13 protein-coding genes are annotated in these 17900 nt (G+C 58.2%); 5 read left to right on the top strand and 8 right to left on the bottom strand.

Going from position 1 to position 17900, the window contains the following annotated elements; genetic code table 11:
• Position 1: 1 nt before the first annotated feature.
• Genes AF71_RS07805 through tssI form a run of 3 tightly spaced genes read right to left on the bottom strand, consistent with a single transcriptional unit; the run spans position 2 to position 3092 of the window.
• Positions 2–349, bottom strand: a complete 348-nt coding sequence (locus tag AF71_RS07805) for a hypothetical protein (RefSeq protein WP_025659197.1) — start codon at positions 347–349, stop codon at positions 2–4.
• On the bottom strand, positions 349–774 hold the full coding sequence (locus AF71_RS07800) for a DUF6484 domain-containing protein (protein ID WP_025659198.1): 426 nt from the start codon (positions 772–774) through the stop codon (positions 349–351). Before AF71_RS07800 ends, AF71_RS07805 begins: the two co-directional genes overlap by 1 nt.
• 11 nt (positions 775–785) lie before the next feature.
• On the bottom strand, positions 786–3092 hold the full coding sequence (gene tssI / locus AF71_RS07795) for a type VI secretion system tip protein VgrG (RefSeq protein ID WP_169680769.1): 2307 nt from the start codon (positions 3090–3092) through the stop codon (positions 786–788).
• A 475-nt stretch (positions 3093–3567) separates the two neighbouring features.
• Between tssI and AF71_RS07790 the strand changes: the two genes are divergently transcribed.
• Positions 3568–5628, top strand: a complete 2061-nt coding sequence (locus tag AF71_RS07790; RefSeq protein ID WP_246733611.1) for a caspase family protein — start codon at positions 3568–3570, stop codon at positions 5626–5628.
• Between the two features lie 521 nt (positions 5629–6149).
• On the opposite strand, the gene AF71_RS07785 is transcribed toward AF71_RS07790, so the two are convergent.
• A complete protein-coding gene (locus tag AF71_RS07785) occupies positions 6150–8411 on the bottom strand; it encodes a glycosyltransferase (RefSeq protein ID WP_169680765.1) in 2262 nt (753 codons plus the stop codon).
• Positions 8412–9195: 784 nt separating this feature from the next.
• Here AF71_RS07785 and yghU point away from each other — a divergent pair.
• Positions 9196–10086 carry a glutathione-dependent disulfide-bond oxidoreductase gene (yghU, locus tag AF71_RS07780; protein WP_169680763.1) on the top strand — a complete coding sequence of 297 codons (891 nt, stop codon included), beginning with the start codon at positions 9196–9198 and terminating at the stop codon, positions 10084–10086.
• Positions 10087–11577: 1491 nt separating this feature from the next.
• On the opposite strand, the gene AF71_RS07770 is transcribed toward yghU, so the two are convergent.
• Positions 11578–11928 carry a hypothetical protein gene (locus AF71_RS07770; RefSeq protein ID WP_169680759.1) on the bottom strand — a complete coding sequence of 117 codons (351 nt, stop codon included), beginning with the start codon at positions 11926–11928 and terminating at the stop codon, positions 11578–11580.
• A 270-nt stretch (positions 11929–12198) separates the two neighbouring features.
• The gene (locus tag AF71_RS07765; protein WP_169680757.1) at positions 12199–15165 is read right to left on the bottom strand and encodes a Tn3 family transposase; all 2967 of its coding nucleotides are present in this window, start codon (positions 15163–15165) and stop codon (positions 12199–12201) included.
• Positions 15166–15329: 164 nt separating this feature from the next.
• Between AF71_RS07765 and AF71_RS07760 the strand changes: the two genes are divergently transcribed.
• The 3 genes from AF71_RS07760 to AF71_RS07750 all read left to right on the top strand — a co-directional run bounded on the left by AF71_RS07760 (position 15330) and on the right by AF71_RS07750 (position 16904).
• The gene (locus AF71_RS07760) at positions 15330–15932 is read left to right on the top strand and encodes a recombinase family protein (RefSeq protein ID WP_169680996.1); all 603 of its coding nucleotides are present in this window, start codon (positions 15330–15332) and stop codon (positions 15930–15932) included.
• Between the two features lie 324 nt (positions 15933–16256).
• The gene (locus AF71_RS07755) at positions 16257–16406 is read left to right on the top strand and encodes a hypothetical protein (RefSeq protein WP_169680755.1); all 150 of its coding nucleotides are present in this window, start codon (positions 16257–16259) and stop codon (positions 16404–16406) included.
• Positions 16407–16640: 234 nt separating this feature from the next.
• Positions 16641–16904 carry a hypothetical protein gene (locus tag AF71_RS07750; RefSeq protein WP_113515276.1) on the top strand — a complete coding sequence of 88 codons (264 nt, stop codon included), beginning with the start codon at positions 16641–16643 and terminating at the stop codon, positions 16902–16904.
• A gap of 55 nt (positions 16905–16959) precedes the next feature.
• On the opposite strand, the gene AF71_RS07745 is transcribed toward AF71_RS07750, so the two are convergent.
• Both AF71_RS07745 and AF71_RS07740 read right to left on the bottom strand, forming a co-directional pair.
• Positions 16960–17460 carry an Hsp20/alpha crystallin family protein gene (locus AF71_RS07745; RefSeq protein ID WP_169680753.1) on the bottom strand — a complete coding sequence of 167 codons (501 nt, stop codon included), beginning with the start codon at positions 17458–17460 and terminating at the stop codon, positions 16960–16962.
• Between the two features lie 25 nt (positions 17461–17485).
• Entirely contained in the window at positions 17486–17890 is a 405-nt protein-coding gene (locus tag AF71_RS07740; protein ID WP_169680751.1) for an Hsp20/alpha crystallin family protein, read from the bottom strand.
• Positions 17891–17900: the final 10 nt, after the last annotated feature.

Genomic DNA, 17900 nt, shown 5'->3' with positions numbered 1-17900 from the left:
CTCAAGCGGACGTCTCCAGAGTCACTTTCAAGTAGCGTCTGACCTTGTCGAGATCGAGTGCCCGAATCCGCAAGTCCGGTGAGCCAGATAGCATCCGCACCACAAACAACTCCCCGGCCTCGTGAAACGAGGCGTACCGCTCCTTGGCAATTTCCAGCCCGGTCTCTCCTGCCACTCGCAAGCCGTCGATATGCGCTTCCAGCCTCTCGATCAGCCGTGCAAGCCGCTCCTCGTCCATTTCGGGGTTTTCGTCCGGATGGAGCAGATGATAGTCATAGACCGTCCACAGGAATGCCGCCATTTCAGCATGCTGGCGGACGATTTCGCGAAGAACAGGTGCGGCAGGCATCAGTTGAGGTTCACCGATCCGCCACGAATTCGGTTGGCGGCGCTGGCGTGGCTGGTCACATAGGTGCCGCGTATGGTGATATGGCCGTCCTTTTCCATGATGATCGTGGCCTTGCCGCAACGAAGCTCAATACGCTCCTCGCCGGTGATCCGCACGCGCTCGCCGTCGCGAACGACATGTGGCGACGAAGACTTGCGCGCCGGCTCCACGATCTGGCCGACAATCAGTGGCCGCATCGCCTCTCCGCCTTCAAAGAGCAGCGCCACCTCAGCACCGATCATTGCCGATGTGAGGTCGGCCAAGCTGCGCGCAGGCAACGCGGTGTCACGGGGGTTGCCGGGAAAGACGACCAGCGGCACGCCGGCATCGAACCCCAACAACACTCCGATCACCACCCCTTCTATACGTTCCCGAGTCTCGGCCATCTGACTGCCCCTCAATTGTGAGTGATCTTACTGCCTTTCCACGTGACTTCGCTTGAAGCCTTGCCATTGAACTTGCCTTTGGCGTTGACAGAAATATCCTTGCCTTCGATCGTAATCGTGCCATCCTTTTTCATTGAAATGGCCGCAGAGCCGCACTTGATGACGACTGAGTCACCGGCGTCAATCAGCAGATCTTTTCCGATCTTGATCAGCCCGTCCTCACCGACCTCGAGCGCGCTGCCTTTCGCAACTTTCACAACGCGGGCACCGCTGATCTCCGTAGCATCGTCCTCCCCGATCTTCGCGGTGCGTGTCTTGGCGATCTGGCTTGTCTGTCCACCGCCAATGCCGATGCTCTGGTCAGTGCCGACATCCCAGCTGTCGGAAGTTCCGATGTCATGGCTTTGGCTGATAGCGACGCTTACCGACCTGGTCGCGCCGATGGTGTTCATCTGAGCGGCTCCCACCGTTCTGGTCTCTGCGGCCCCGACCGTATCGATCCGCGCCGCACCCACGACGACCGTCTGGACGATGCCGACTGTCTGCGTGTGGTTGGAGCCGATCGTCTCGGTGGAGTTCGCGCCGATGCCAATCGTCTCGTCTGCGCCAACGGTAAGTGAGCGATTGATGCCCACCGTCTCGGTGTCGTTGGAACCGATATTGACCGTGCGGTCGACGCCTACCTTTGTCGTCTTGTTGTTGCCGACGTCCTCATCGAGGTTCACGCCGACGGAATGCTTTGCATTATTGTCGATGCGGTCGGACTGGTCGTGCTGGACTAACTTGCCGCGGTCGTTCTTGATCAGCAGGTTGTGGTCCTTCTGCGCCTGGAAATAAACCTCTTCCGATCCGGCCTTGTCCTCGAAGCGCATTTCGTTCCAACCGCCGCCGCCCGGCGACGAATTCGTCTTCAACCCCGATTGGGTGGCATTTCCCGGCAGCTCGTAGGGCGGCATCTCCTTGCCGTTATAAACCCTGCCGGTGATAATCGGCCGGTCCGGATCCCCCTCGAGGAAGTCCACGATCACTTCCTGGCCGATACGCGGGATCTGGATGAAGCCCCACCCGGCTCCGCCCCAGGTTTGCGAAACCCGTACGAAGCAGGAACTGTTCTGGTCCTTTTTGCCGAGGCGATCCCAGTGAAACTGCACCTTCACCCGCGCATACTTGTCGGTGAAGATTTCCTCCCCTGAAGGACCGACCACCGTCGCGGTTTGCGGCCCCCGCATGATTGGACGAGGCGTGATACGCTGCGGCCGGTAGATGATGGAGGTTGGAGCGACCTGAAGTGCCGCGTGGAAGGTTTCCTCCCCTGCATAACCAGCCGGGCGGTAACCGGGGTCGAACAGGCGATATTCGGCGCGCAGGACAACATGCTCCGTGTTCTGGTCCTTCCGCCGGAAGTTTTCCAGTTTGAAGGTGCAGCCTGAAGCCAGCCCCCGCACAGTACCGCCGGCGGTGATACGCTGATGCGCCGCCTGTATTTCCTCGCGTCTTACCAAGGCCACAGCGTCGCCGCGGCCCACATTCAAATGGGCACCTGGATGGCGGTAGTGCTCTCCCTGTGATTCTGCGTGAGAAAAGGGCTGTGTCGACTGCGCCATGAGGTCGGCGCCCGGCTTGGTGAAATCATAGTCCGTGTGGGCGTAGGCGCCCGGGTGAACGGAACTGGTTGCCACCCATTGCGTGATATATTCCTGGTCCCGCCGCACAGGGTCGCCTTCCGCGCGGAACTTGACTGTCGCATAGCCCGGCGCCGGCTTCAGCTTGTTCATGGCGTCGGCGAGGATGAGCGTGTGCTCTCCGTCGCCATACTCGAAAAAATACATGATGCCTTCGTGCTCGAGCAGGCGCTGCACGAAGTCCAGGTCGGTTTCGTCATACTGCACGCAGTATTCCCTCGCCTCATAGGATCCTTGCAGCCGCTTTTCAAACTTCGCCGGCTTATATTTCGAGAATATCTGCTCGACGATTTCCACGACACTCATGTTCTGAAAGATACGGCAGTCAGTGGTGTTGGCGAGCAGCCAGAGCCACGGTCGCAGCTCCGCCTCGTAATAAGCAAAGCCTTCCTCGATCCGCGTCAGGCGGAAGTCTGAAACGAGCCCGCTGAACCACCGCTTGGGATCTCCGGCCTCGCCCTCAACCGAAATTGGCTTTCCAAGCAGTTTGAGCGCGTCGACGTTTTCGTCGGAACTGACGAAACCGACGGTGAAGGCAAAACACCGGCTTATCTCGTCATGGCCAATGAGGTGCGTAAATGTCAGCGTCGCGGGCCCAAGCGGCGTCTGGACGGTTGTCTTGCGTTCTTCAGCCATTCGGAGAGTGCCCCTGTCTCGTGACGCCGGCATTCCTGTATCATGAGCCTAGCACAAAGACCCGCCACCTCGAAAGCCGCATCGGCGTTGCCGAGGCCATACTCTCCGGACGAAGTACCGACGGGGATTGGGTTTTTTACGCGGTCACGCGATGATACCGATCGGCCATCATCGCCCAGGCTTTTGCACGGATCGGAATTGGGCGGAGTGCTTTGTGCCTCCATGGATCCGGTCTTGACATACGTAGGCCCGAGCTCGCATGGCGCCATAAAGCCACTCTTTCAGCCCTAATCCTTTTCCCTAGGCGAAGCCGCAAAAATTGCATTACTATGGACGCTGTATTCTTGCCGTTCATCAGGACAACGAAGTCAACAATCTGGGCTTACCTGCCATGACGCAAAGAAGTTCGTGCCTTCGGCCGCAATGGATTTTTTTGATCCCGCTGTTGGTGCTGTTTTTAACGGCGTTCTCGCAGATGGCCCATGCGGAGCGTAAAGCCGCTATCGTGGTCGGGAACGGCGAATACGAATTTGCGCCTTTATCGAATCCAAAAAACGATTCCAAGCTGATTGCCGCAACGCTTACCGAGCTTGGCTTCGATGTCCTGCTCTTCTACGACGTCAAGAAAGCCGCCGTCGGCGATCTCGAGAATGCAATCCGCAGCCACCTGGTCGGTGCCGATCTTTCCATTCTCTATTATGCGGGACACGCGCTCCAGCACGAGGGACGAAGCTTGCTGCTACCCGTCGATGTACGGACGGGGTCTGCCAAGGAGGTTATCGATGACGCCATCGCCCTCAATGATCTCATAGACCTCGTCAAGAACGATCCAGTCGGCGTCAAACTGATCATTCTGGACGCTTGCCGCAACAACCCGCTCACCACCGAAAAAGGACTGCAACAGGGCCTCGCCAACATGGAGGCCGGCGCCGGTCAGGTTCTCATTGCCTTCGCTACCGGCGCCGGCGAAGTCGCCTATGACGGCACAGGCGCGAACAGCCCTTATTCTTTGGCGCTTGCCAATGCACTTCAGCAGCCGGGCCTCGACATCTACGACACGTTCAGAACAGTACGGGGAGACGTGCGCCTGGCCACCAACGGATCGCAGATCCCGTGGATCACGGGATCGATCGAAACCAAATTCGTCCTGAAGCCGGCAGGCAGCGAGAAACCGGCGCCCGTGGTTGCGGGCGGTGACGGGGCACTGACGATCGATCAGGTTCTCTGGTATTTCATTCAAGACAGCGCGGATCCAACGGATTTCGAACGTTTTGCCAAGGCGTTTCCGAACAGCACGCTCGCAGCGGAGGCGGTCAAACGTAGCAGCCTTGAGGTTGCCGAGTTGCAGCAGCGTGGTCTGTTCGTCAGCGGCGCACTTGCCGCCACCCCGATTTCCACCGAGCCACCACCCTCCAATGAGGCCAATGCAGCTGCTGGGGCGGAGTTTGTCTTTCAGCAGGCAGGCGAGCGCGCCGTGAGTGAGACTTTTCGAATCTGGCCGCGCAAGATGCCTGACACACAAAGCGGCATGAAGTCTCTCGTTACGGATTGCGACCTGTACGCAGCCGATCCGAACGATCCTCAACGCGTGGTACCGGGCGTCACGAACGGACTGGTGAACATCCGCGACGGGCTACGGTCCTGCGGCTACGCGCTGGCGGCGGACCCCAACAATCCACGCCTGCAGTTCCAGTTGGCCCGCGTCCTCGAAATAGCCAAGCGCTATGACTGGGCGGAACATTTCTACCAACTTGCCGCCACGCAGCAATACAGCGCTGCACTCGTCAATCTCGGATACATGGCCCGTGCCGGCATAGGCCGCGAGGTCGACTACAAGCGGGCTCTCGATTTCTACATGCAGGCGGCACCGCTCGGAAATCTTAGAGCGAGGACGAATGTAGGAACCGCCTACATACGCGGCCAAGGCGTCCCACAGAATCCCGAAGAGGGAATCCTGTGGTACCGACTAGCGGCATCCAGCGGCTGGTCGAATGCAATCACTGCGCTCGGCGACAGCTTCCGGCGCGGCATCGGAGTGAAGAAGGATGATGTTGAAGCGACAAGGCTTTATGCCGCGGCGGCAGATGCCGGCCAGATCGACGCCATGACCAATCTGGGCCGTGCCTATGTCGGCGGCCTGGGCGTCGAGAAGGATGTCAAACGGGGCTTTGATCTGATGATCCGCGCCACGGAAATGGGTAACCAATACGCGCCTCTCTATGCAGCTCGCATTCTCGTCAAAGGCGAGGGCAAGGTTCGTCCCGATGCCAATCGCGCACTTTCCCTGCTGGAACTGTCGGCACGCCGAGGCTTCGAGGACGCCTATCTCGAGCTCGCCAAGGGTTACGCTGCGGGCAGCTTTGCCCGCGGAAAGCCAGATTTGAGGAAGGCATATTTCAACGCGACACTCGCCACGCGTTTCAAAGTCGAAGAGGCGGAACGGACAAAGACCTCGGTGGGCGAGAAGCTGGACGCTGCTTCACGAGAGGAAATCGAGAAAGATGTCGAACTCTTCGTTCAGCAGAATGGGCTTTGAGAGCACGGTGGTACGGTCATAGTGGCATAGTTGCACGGAACGCGGGGATGGCATTGCGCTGGATTGTCGAAAGAATTGGCCGGCTCTTGCGTTTCGGGAGGTCGAAGAGCGCCGTCAGGATTGCCGATCCCGCCGCCGACGGGGACAGTCTTCAGTACGTCCTGCGAGACCCAGTTGACGAAGCCAAACCCAGAAGCCTCATTTCCGTCCTCGGTGCCATGCCCGCTAATCTCGCCGAGATTCTTGACACTGCCGTCGAAGCTTGTAGGGCTAATGGCGAATTTCCAGTTATCGTTCTGTCAGAACTGCGTCCCGACCTGACTGCTGCAAGTTCTGCCCCTTTGGAATTTGTCCCAACCCGCAGCCACCTGCCATCACTTTCCCCCGAAATCTATGGCAGATACTCGCGCAGGCGGTGGTCATTGATCATTGCGAAATGGGATATCGCCAGTGAAATCACAATCTCATCGACCATCGAGGAGTTTCTTGCCGATCAGCTCGGCGCGGATGTTTCCATGAGCTCACATTCGAGCAATCGCGGCATGCAAGGGACGGTCAGCGCGGATGCTGAAGACAAGCTGCTCGACCGCTTTCGCGGCCATGGCGGCTCCATTAACGAAATTCAGGCGCCCCAGACGCCGGCGAACCTCGGTGTGGAAGGCATCTGATAGCGCCAGGTCGAGCGTTGTCGTCACACGATCTGACTCCGAGTATCGTAAGCAAAGACCCAAGCCCGCAGTTTGGGCATAAACGGCGCGAAGATGCTGATCGTCCATTTCCGGCGCCTGGTTGGGTACGAAGATCGAGGGGATCCCTCCCAGGATGCTCTCATGGAAGCTGTTGTACCCCGCGGTGGTGACAAGAAGATCGATCGCGCTGGCGCACTCAGCCAAGGGGTAAACGCTTGTGCGCAAAACGCTCGGCCATTCCTGCTTGGGAGGTGGCGCCAACGGATTGAGGACCTGTACCGTCTGCACATTCCGTCTGGCCAGATCGGCGAAGATCAGACTGGGGAGATCCTCCAGGTCGAAATTTCGTTGCGACCCCAGTTGTACAGCAACCGTGAACCGGTCCGGGTTGACGCCAAGCTTGGCGGCAGCTTCTCTCCTGGGCAGGCCCGATCCGGGATCCAACAGAAGCACAGGGGGAACAGCAACTGCCCCGGGCATATCGCGGGTCGGACCATGGTCTTCGTCATGCGCAAATTCGCCTGGTTCGATCACCATGTCGAATATGTCCTGGACGCCCGGCTCGAAATTGTGGGAAAGACGCCACAACGCACGCCGGATCCAGATCCAGGCGAGGTCGCGTCGGCATTCGGCAACGGCAATTAACCCTGGAAACGGCCTGTTTCCATCAAACACCACCGCCGAGGCATCAAACGCCTCGACTGCCGTCACCAGCTCCTGCGCATAAGCCCTGTTCCAGCTTTCATCCGTTACGCCGATTGCCAAACCGGAAGGCGTATAGTCAACAGCGTGACCTCGCGCATGGGCTAACGCGGATCCGGCCGATCGAGTAAAGAATATCGGATCCATATCATCGGGCAGCCGCTCTGCGATCGCCATCAGTCGTGTGATATGACCGAGCCCGATGCCGTTTGTCGCGACAAGAAGCACTCGGCGCTTCTTGCCTACACGTCGCGGGGCGGATTCAGGCGTCACACTTTCGGCAGTCTTGCCAGGTGAACAACTGCTGCCCACGGCCCGGCTGTTTTCGAACCCAGAAGGCCTGCGAAGCTCAAGATCATCATAGAGGCGTGCCATGCGTTGCGGATATTGGTCGATCGCAAATTTCCTTCGGACAAGCTCCTTGGCGGCATTTGATTGTTGGAGATAGGTCGAAGGAGAGGCAATGAGGCGCTCGATGACGCTTCGCGTTTCTGCAATGTTGCAGTAGACCGCGCCATCTTCGAACAGGCTTTCAAATGAAGGGTCAAGCACGGTCACCAAGCCGCTGGCCATTGCTTCTGCGATACATACTCCGAAGGCTTCCACCCATTGCCGGCTGTGAAAATAGACATAGAAATCAAGGCGTCTGAGAAAGTCTGGGACGCTGTTTTGCGCGAATGGACTGATCTGCCAGTTCGAGCCGATCCACGGCTGGATTGGCTCTGGGACACCGCCCAACACCTTGATGGCGAAATTGGGTGCGTCGGGGTAAGCAGCGCGCAGGTCATCTGCAGAACTGGGCCATTTCGCCGGGTCTCCCCTCGTATGGCGTCCCAAACTCGCGATACCTGCCGGAGCTGATCGCTCGGGTAACGCCCATTCAGCGGCGTCGACCATATTATACAAATCGTGTCGGAGAAGCGGGGGGCTTTCGGTCCCAATACTGTTGAACTGTGACCGGACCTTTGGCCCGACAGGAGCGAACGCGACTGGCACACCAAAGAGCCTGTCCAAGACACGTCCCACGACCGTCAGATCGTATTGCGGAACTCGATTGCCGTCGAACAGAGGATGATGAACCACGCAAACGACGCGGCGAGGTCTTATGCGCACTGGCGAACTCGGCATACGCTCGAACACTGCAGGATGGTGAGCCAGAAGAATGTCGCACGTTGCCTCTTCCGACCCTGTTAGCCAGACGGCATTCGATTGTTCAATTGTGGCGGCCGTGCGAGTGTCGAAGACGCCTAACTCGCGGGTGCGCTGTCCGAGGAAGGGCAATAGCCCACAGCTCACTTCCCACTGTCTCGCCGCCTTGAGCTCGGCTCTCAGTGCGCTCGACGTACCGCCAAGAAACCGTGGGTCGGCAGCATGAACAACGTCAAAATGCATCAGCCAACCCCGAGATTGTTTGCTGCACCCGGAATACCCTACCCTCAAATGAGCTTGAACCCTGTTTCAAATACCCTGATGCAGCGAGACATTTCCACCGCACTGGTCGCAGCCTCCCCGAGGCAGAGAAAAGAACGGGCGCTAATAGGCTGATCCGCGGCCCCAGCCCCGTTCGGATTGGGTGTCCAACTTCCGTACTGCAACAGGTTGCCGTTGAACCCCCTTCTTCATCCTTTCGACCGCCAAGTTGCCGTAGCAACTGCGAGGGTGCTTTGCGAGGAAAGCCTGATAGGATTGACGCGTGTTCAGCTTTTGTGCCCGGCGCCAATCGGCAGATTCAGCTCGACTCGGCGGCGCACTTTGACAGTTACGGGCATTAGTTGGCGCAAAGGGTGGGTACGTCCAGGACGGCACGCATGCCGTCAAAAAGACCGAGAAAAGGACGGAAACACGTTTCAGCATGCGAGACGCTCCAATCCGGGATTTAGGCTAAAAACCTACAAGGAAGAGTAGAATAACTGTCGCCAAATAACAAGCTCCGCAATTCGCACCGACGTCCACGCGCCATCCTTTGCGACGAGAAAACTATTCCAGTAGCTCCGAGCTTACGGGCACAAGCTTTCTCGATTAACGCCGTCAAACATCGTTCCTATAGGGCCGGCGAAACCGGCCCGGAGCGCAGTCGCGAATGGCAGTGCCGGGGCGCGGCACTCTCGTGTCGCGGTTCCTTTATAACAATTGAAGCCTATGTGCCTGCCCATGACTGCCCAACAGAGGATCTAGTATGACTGAAAATAGCTCCGCCAATAATTTCCCTCCCGGGTACGAACTGCCAAAGGTATGGCATTGGGAAAAAGGCAACGGCGGACAGTTTGCCAACATTAACAGGCCCATTGCCGGCCCCACCCACGATGAGCTTCTGCCTGTCGGAACGCATCCCCTGCAACTCTACTCTCTGGCAACTCCGAATGGCGTGAAGGTCACTATCATGCTGGAGGAACTGCTTGCGCTCGGCCGCAGCGGAGCGGAATACGATGCGTGGCTGATTAGGATCGGCGATGGCGACCAGTTCGGTTCCGGCTTTGTGGAGGTTAATCCAAACTCGAAGATTCCAGCACTGATGGACCGTTCTACACCTGAGCCGACACGGGTGTTCGAAAGCGGATCCATACTTCTTTATCTGGCAAGGAAATTTGACGCCCTGATACCACAAGAGCACAAGGCGCAGACGGAGACGATGAATTGGCTGTTCTGGCAAATGGCCTCGGCGCCCTACCTTGGCGGCGGCTTCGGTCATTTTTACGCCTACGCTCCAATGCATATCAAATATGCCATTGATCGTTTTTCGATGGAGGTGAAGCGTCAGCTTGACGTGTTGGACCGTCATCTTGAAGGCAACCGGTTCATGGCGGGCGACGAATACTCGATTGCGGATATCGCAATTTGGCCCTGGTACGGGAACCTCGCGCAAGGAAAGGCATACGGCGACTCCGCAACCTTCCTTGATGTTGAGAACTATAAGAATCTGCAGCGCTGGACTGCTGAGATCGCAAGCCGGCCGGCGGTCAAGCGCGGCCGCATGGTCAACCGGATCAATGGCGATCCTTCAGAACAACTCCATGAACGACACGATGCCTCCGACTTTGAAACGCAAACACAGGATAAGGTAGGCTAGAGGCAGAGGGGCCGTCTTACTCGGTTGGTTGCGAAGGTTTCGGCTGCAGGCGCACGTCAAACCTGCCGATCTTGTTCCTGCGCTTCCAGCCGTGCCCTTCGAAGTCGCTCGCTTTTTTCTTCCCTCTCTCGGCGCTCTTCCTCCACACTCTGGCGAGCGAGGCGCGTCGTTTCTTCGAAAGCATCGAGCCGTTGCTGCCTGCTCGACCTCGAGGATTTTCTGTTGCCGTGCCCTGTCATTTCCATTCTCCTCGCGAGGGGCGTCGTGTCATTCGCACTCCTGAGCCGCGTCCGATGGTATCTAATCGTGCATACAGCAGTTGCAGCGCAGGATGCTCGCGCGCCGGTGAATAGATTTTCACCTGCTCTTGTCTGCGCGAGAAAAGAGAAACGTTCTGCTTCACAAACCGTTCAGTGCACCCTACGAGCGCTTTGACTGCGAGATAGGGCGTTCCATCTCGATGAAAATGGCCGCTGTCGAATTCCTCAACCTCGATGAGGCAGCTATGTTCCACGTTCTGATGAGATGTTTGCGGCATTCAGATCATCGGTGCCAAATGTCATTCGCATTTCATGTGCCGGCTCGGGCCAAGACTGCGATAAAGCGCTTCACCTGCTTTTGACGAATGCAACACAATACCCGTTCAACCGCGGCTTTTCAAATACGCAACAGCCTTGGACATCAGCTTCGTGGCAACGCCCAATCCTCTAAACTCCTGCTCGACCCAGAACCAGAACCACGTAACGCCCATCGCCTCGATCTCGAGGATCCAGCGATCTCCGGTCCTTGGATTGCGATGCGTCGCACTCCTATCGACGCAATTGTCGTCATCAAACTTACCGACGGGTCGGCGTCGGGGCAACCGAGCAACAGTCCAGCGTCAACGCCCGGCGGAAGCGTCGTTAGCCTCGTCCAGGCAGCAACAATCGAAGGAACCGAAGAAGTTGGAAATGGAGATCATTTCGGCTCTGATAGCCACATGCTTGTTGAGGCTGCCAATCACCTCCTGTGCCAACGGGATCAATGGTTTCGGGGGTGATGCAGCAAGTACTGTCACTGACGCAGAACGCCGTGTCGGCAACCCCGCAGCGCGCTAACAAAAGAGGCTCGCCACGAGATACCTGCGGCGAGCCCTTAGCATGTGATGTTGCGCCACGATAACCTACCCGTGACAAATGAAAATCTGACATATAAAGATTAAGCAACTACTAAAATGCAAGCGGGACAAGTTGTTTATGCTCTGCGGCTGAGATCGACCGTCAACCTTAAAAAACCACGACGTTCGCGGGGTCCTCACAGATTCAGGCTTTTCGGCCACACCTCAGCCTGGATATAGATCCATTTCAAGTTGCAAACCATTTTCAATGGGCGGCTCCCCAACCGGGCCGGTTCATGCGCGCGCCCTTACGGCGGCTGCCTCACTGAGGCCGTCGCCAGACGCCAGGCTGAGGCTTGGGTTTCATTTCCGCTGACCCGCTGATCTGGACCGTATTACATGACGCGGTATGCCAACCCAAGGCACAAGCCAGAGATGAAAAGTATCAATGCGATTGCGAACTTCGTTCGATCAATGAAGGCATGGAACGACGCCTCGGGAGGCGCTCCGTCGATACTGTCGACGGGTGTCTCCTCTTCTTGTTTTTCAGGATCGCCCGCTAATGGCCGCAGGTCGCATGGAATATCGGCAGTTGAAACGACGACCCGTCTCACGCTGGCCTCATCAAACTTCACAGAAAAGGAAATCTCCTTGCTCTCTTTGATCGTCAGCAAGGCTTTCCGAGCGGCGGCCTCCTCGTTTTCGGCTTCGACAAGTGACGTGTGCATCACGAGATAATGCGGCATTCGATCCCTCTTGCTGTGCTGTTCGACGGTGATCGGCAACTCCACCGGCCACGTCAAGCGCTAGAGCGTGACAAAGTGTGCCTCTGACCCAAAATCCGGTTCCACGCCAGAGCGGGTCGAGAATGAAAAATCATTGCGCCTGCCTCGGATGGACTACGGTGCGCTACTTATCGGCGGCCAATGCCGTCGAGGCTTCTCCAGCGTGCTAAGCTTTTAGGCATCACGACACGAAAGTGATGAATCTGTCCGACATTTGAGAACATACGGTGATCACGCTGCGAGGATGGATGTTTCGCGCCGCAGTGGCCTGAGATCGATGCTGTCCGTCGGGGTCCAGATGTAATCGCCGGTGAGACTGATATGCTGCCACCCGAGCGGGGTGATGTGTTTGATAATGTCGGGCGGCGTGGCGATGCCCTCCCGGTTGAGCTCGGCGAAAGCCGGTTCGAGATAAAGCGTGTTCCAGTAGACGATGGCATTGATCAGAAGGTTCAGTCCTGACGCCCTATAGAACTGGCTCTCGAAGGTCCTGTCCCGCAGTTCTCCGAGACGGTTGAAGAACAGCGCGCGGGCCAAGGTGTTCTGGGCTTCGCTCTTGTTGAGTCCGGCGGTCGCGTTCCTGCGCATTTCGGGGCTCTGCCACCATTGGGGCAGGAAGATGGACCGATTGATGCGCCCGATGTCGCGTAACGCAAGCGCCAATCCGTTCTGGCGCGGGAATGCGGACAGCTTCGCCAGCAGGGTCGAAGGCCGGACCTGGCCGGAGCGGATCGTCGTGACGAGGCGCAGGATGTCATTCCAGTTTGCCTTGATCCGCTCGACATTGATGGGTTCGCCGACGAGCGACGCCAAGTTTTCGGGAGGTGTGTCGCCTGGGAAGAGATAAAGCCTGCGATCCTTGAGACCACGTAGCCGAGGCACGAGCTGGAAGCCGACGAGATGGCAGAGGGCGAAGCTCATATCGCTGACCCCGCCGGTATCGACATAGTGGGTTTCGATGGCGAGATCGCTACCATGATAGAGAAGACCATCGAGGACATAAATGGCCTCGCTCGCATTGGCGTTCATGGCGATGATGTAGAAAGCGCCATACTGGTCGGAGGTGAACCGATAGAATTTCGCTCCGGGATTGGGGCCATAGCGGGCGTTGAGGTCGCCGATCGCCTCGGCGTGCCCTCCTGCCGGAAAATACTGACCGTCGGAGGATGACGTGGTTCCGTCGCCCCACAGCTTTGCGAGAGGCAATTGCCTCTGGGCGTTGACGAGAATGGCGTGCGCGGCGGCGTAACCCTCCTCGCGAATATGCCAGTCGTGCGCCCAGGCGAGCTGGCGCATGGTTATTCCGGGGGAAACATCCGCCATTCTGGTGAGGCCGAGATTGATGCCGTCCGCCAGAATGGCGGTGAGGAGCGCAAGCTTGTTGTCAACCGTCCGACCGCTGCGCAGATGGGTGAAGGTGTTGGAAAATCCCGTGCGGGCGTCCACCTCAAGCAACAGATCGGTGATGCGGATCGCAGGCAGACGGCTTTCCACCTTCGGCTTCAGTGACTTCGCGATGTCAGGAAACATGGCCTTGTGCGGCGTGACGCTGAAGCCCGCCCCGGTCAATTCGACATCGTCAAGTTCGCCGGCTGTGGCCAGACGGGAAAGGTCGCTCAGTCCGTCGTTCAGGATCTGCCGTTGCTGGTGGAGGTAGGTTTCCACGTCGGTATCGACGGCAACCGGAAGCGGGCCTTCCTCGCGCATCAGCTCGAATGTCGGCGTGGGGATGAGGAAGCTTTCAAAGGACTGGAAGCGCTTGGCTCCCTCGACCCAGACATCACCGGCATCGAGCCGGCGTTTCAGCTCGCTGAACAGGCAGAGTTCGTAAGCCCTGCGATCGATCTTGCCATCCTGCAGAACAAGGGTCATCCAGCCTTTCGGTGCGAAGGAAATGGGAGCGTTGTCCGGTATCGTCCGTTTGCCGGTACGATAGAGATCCGCGACCACGGAGAGCGCCCGCAAGAGATTCGCCGCCACGGCGTGACCGCGGAACACGAGGGTCGAGAGAAATTCCGGCGCCATTTTCCGGATCGTCGGATAGCGCTGGAGCATTTCGATTTTACCGTCGATGACATCCGGCGCGATCAGCGTATCGACCGCCCGGACACTGGTCGCGAAGACCGGCCATTGAATGACCTGTTCAAGCGCTTTGGCGATATCTTCGCCTTTCTCCCTGGCCTCGATGATCGCATGGCAAGCTTTCGAGACGTCCTTCAGCGGCTTCTGCACCTCCCGGACAGATCGGGTGACGCGAGCGGCTGCCTGGTTGTCGGCTCGCCGAGTCAGGATGCCTATGAGTTTTTTGAACATGTCGATGGCGCAGTCGGTCAGATGGCGGGAAAGGTGCAACACCGTCGCGGCCAGGACGGCATGCCGGCGTTCGGTGTTGAGGTCGCGCAGATGCTGCGCGCTCATCCGCATCCCCTCTGCGGCGAATTCATTGAAGACCTTGACCGGAATGCGCTCCATCAACGTCACCGGCAGGGCCAACGACCGAAGAAGGCGAATGCGCTCGGCGATCCTGTCGAGGTTGACGGCGGCTGGCGACAATGCTGGTGACCTCGCCCAGGCAAGAACTGTCACACCCGTCCCCTCACGCGGGTCGAGAAGTTTATCCAGTTCGACCTTCTGGACCTCTGACAGTCCGCCAGCCAGGGCCCGGTGAGCGATGCGAACACCGCGCCTTATCGCCACATGCGTGATGGCTTCGAGTGCCGCGCGCGCCGGCATAAGGATACATCGGCGTCGTAATTCCTCCACCACCATGTCCGCTAACGCATCGGCCTGGCGCAGGGTTTGGGCGGCAGGCGTCAGCCAGCCGGTCAGCGCCCGCACATCCGAAGGCGCGAACGGGCGAATCTTCATCCTGTCGAAAAGCAGGGTGAGATGCTCGCGTCGTGTCTGCGGACGCTCGAAATAGCGATCTATCTCGCGGTGATCGACGCCGATTTGCCGCGCCAGAAAACGCGAGAGGCCAAGCGGCAGAACTTCGCCATCCGCAAGCGGTCGCCCCGGATATCGCAGCATGGCCAGAACACAGGCAAGTCCCAGCCGGTTGGATGCCTTGTTCTGTCGCATGATCAGATCGAGGTCCTGCCGGTCAAGCGTGTAATGTTTGGCGATCTCCCTTTCGTCATCCGGGATGGTTGTCGCTTGTTGCCACCATGCCTCGCTCAGCAGTGCCCTTCGTGCCATTCCTTGATCCTCCAATTTCGTTGCGGTAGCTGCACCGAACTGGAAAATGCATGTCCGACAAACGACCGTTTCGCGGCTTCCACAGATTTTGTCCGCAAACCTTGCTCTGCGACGGCAAATCGGACATTGTCCGGATCCAACGACAAAACGGACAAATCACCTACATGACCGCTATCGGCTACGCGAGGGTCTCAACCGGGGATCAGGATACGGCACTGCAACTCGACGCTTTGCGCAAGGCTGGTTGCGAGAAGCTGTTCGAAGACAGGGCGTCGGGCGTGAAGACCGACCGTCCGGGGCTGGCCGAAGCGATTCGCTATGTTCGGGACGGCGATACGCTCACGGTCTGGAAGCTCGACCGCCTCGGCCGATCGATGAAGCACCTCATCGAGATCATCACCGAACTGGAAGCCAAGGACGTCGGTTTCCGATCCATCACCGAGAATATCGACACCACGACATCCGGCGGTCGCCTTGTCTTCCATCTGTTCGGGGCGCTGGCTCAGTTCGAGCGTGATCTGATCCGGGAACGAACCCGCGCCGGCCTTCAAGCCGCAGAGGAGCGGAGCCGGCGCGGCGGCCGACAAGCGGTGGTAACGCCGGAAAAACTCGCAAAGGCCCAACAGCATCTGGCGGCCGGTCTCAATGTTCGCGAAGCTGCCGCTCGCGTAAAGATCGGCAAGACAGCGCTCTACGAAGCGCTCAAAGCCGAGAAACTATGTGAAATTCAGAAGACAAATGGAGCGAGCAGAATAGAAGTGGAGTGAGCCTCGGCAAGCACGGCGAGCGCAGCGTCGCAGAAGGGTGGAAAACTGACGATGTTGCCGCCTCCATTTGCCGGGCATGACCCGGAGCGGACTGTCGCCTGATCCGGGCCGGAAGAACGATCGCGCTATTTTTGCGGATCCCCTGAGACGGCACCTCCGAACTGACGCCGCAGCGTAGGCTTACCGCTAAGGCGTCTCATGCCCGCGCATGCTGGTTTTTTCGGGTATTATTCCGTTAGCTGCAATTATGAACTGCGAAACTCGGCCGTTCTCACAGGCGGCTAACCGCTCCTCCCTTCACCTATTAGAGGCAAAATTGCTCTCATGCAGCAAAACAACACCCTCGACCTGATCATCGGCGGCCTGGTTGTCGCCGTCATAGTCCTCGGCGTCTACCTCTATCGCGAGGAAACGAAGCCGGCCGGCGTTGAAGTCCCGCTTGACCAGAATGGCGTGTCCGTTCAGGAAAACTGATGTTGAAGGCAGAGGGGAGAATTGGCAGTGAACCACCGTTCATGAGCCGTTTCCATGGCCGCGACTATCACCCTTGATGCCTCTAGCACACGTCCATCGGCGCCCACCGGTTCGGCGTTTCTCACCCATTTTCGATCCTATCGTTGCCACGCTGACTGTTTAAAATGAGCGCTCTTGGTGGTAGTTTTGCCATTCGAGCATGCACAATGGACCGGTGTGGCCGGAAAAAGATCGATGACCGGGGACAATTCGCGAATAGTCTCCGAAGAGGAGATTGCTCTCTACGATGCCATTGAACGAGCGATCGCGAATGTTCGCGCGGCTCTTGCTGAAATCGATCGCGCCTGGGTTCGCATCACTGCGGAACGGCCCAATCCGACTGCGGCTGCTTTCGCGGCTCTGGATACGGCAGACGCGATGCTGACCGTCGCCCGCGAAGATCTCGCCCGCGCCCGCGCTTCGCTCATGGCGTATCCCCGGACGAGACGCATCCAGTAATCGTAAGAGATGCGACGGATTTCGTCCGCCGCATCTCACGACCGTGAAGTCGATGTCAGGTCGCCTTCACCTCGATCTTCCTCACGCGCGACAGCGCTTCCTCCGTTTTTGGGAGCGTCACAGTCAGGACACCATTCTTGAATTGCGCGGCGGCCTTGTCCGTATCGACGCCCGACGGGAGCGGGATCGAGCGGTAGAACGACCCGTATGAGCGTTCCAACAAGTGATACCCCTTCTTGCTCTCTTCCTGCTCACTCTTTTTTTCTCCCTTGATCGTGAGCGCGCTGTCCGTCAGGGAGACATCGACGTCCTTCTGATCGATTCCAGGAAGTTCCACCGAAACCTCGAGCGCACTCTCGGTTTCGGCGATGTCCGTTCGCGGCCCACCGGTATCCCAGCGCCCGAAAGCGCCGAACGGTTGATCGAACCGCTTCCAGAAGTCCTCGAAGATACGGTTCACATCGCGCTGCAAAGAAAAGACGGGGTTTCCATCGTCTGACTTCGCAATTTCGCTTCCCTTGTTGTTGCCCCAGGGGATCAGATCTCTAATCTGCATGGTCAACCTCCTTTCTCCGGACGAACTACGCCATCTTCAACTGGATCTTTCTCGCCTTGGCCGGCGCGGCCTTCGGGAGGACCAGCCGCAGGACGCCGTTCTTCTGCGATGCCTCGATACTGTCCCGATCGATATCCTCGGACAGCGTGAAGACGCGCTCATAATTGCCCGCGCCATATTCGGCGTAAATTTGGCGATAGTTGTCATGCTGCTGGTCCGTCGCGTAGCCGCGAATCGCCAGCGTCCGCTTCTCGAGGGTGATGTCGACACCCTCCGAGGCGACGCCGGGCATGTCGACGAGAACAACGACATTGTCCTCTGTCTCATAGATATCGGTGCGCGGGACAAACACCGGGCGCGAACGGGTCGGTTCGCCACCGTCAAGCTTGCTTGGGACCCGGCGCTCGGTCGTTTTCAGTTCCTGAGCCATGTTTGCCTCC

It is taken from the genome of Rhizobium sp. 57MFTsu3.2, assembly GCF_012932765.1.
Classification (GTDB): Bacteria; Pseudomonadota; Alphaproteobacteria; order Rhizobiales; family Rhizobiaceae; genus Rhizobium; species Rhizobium altiplani.
This window is presented reverse-complemented; position numbering and strand designations above follow the sequence as displayed.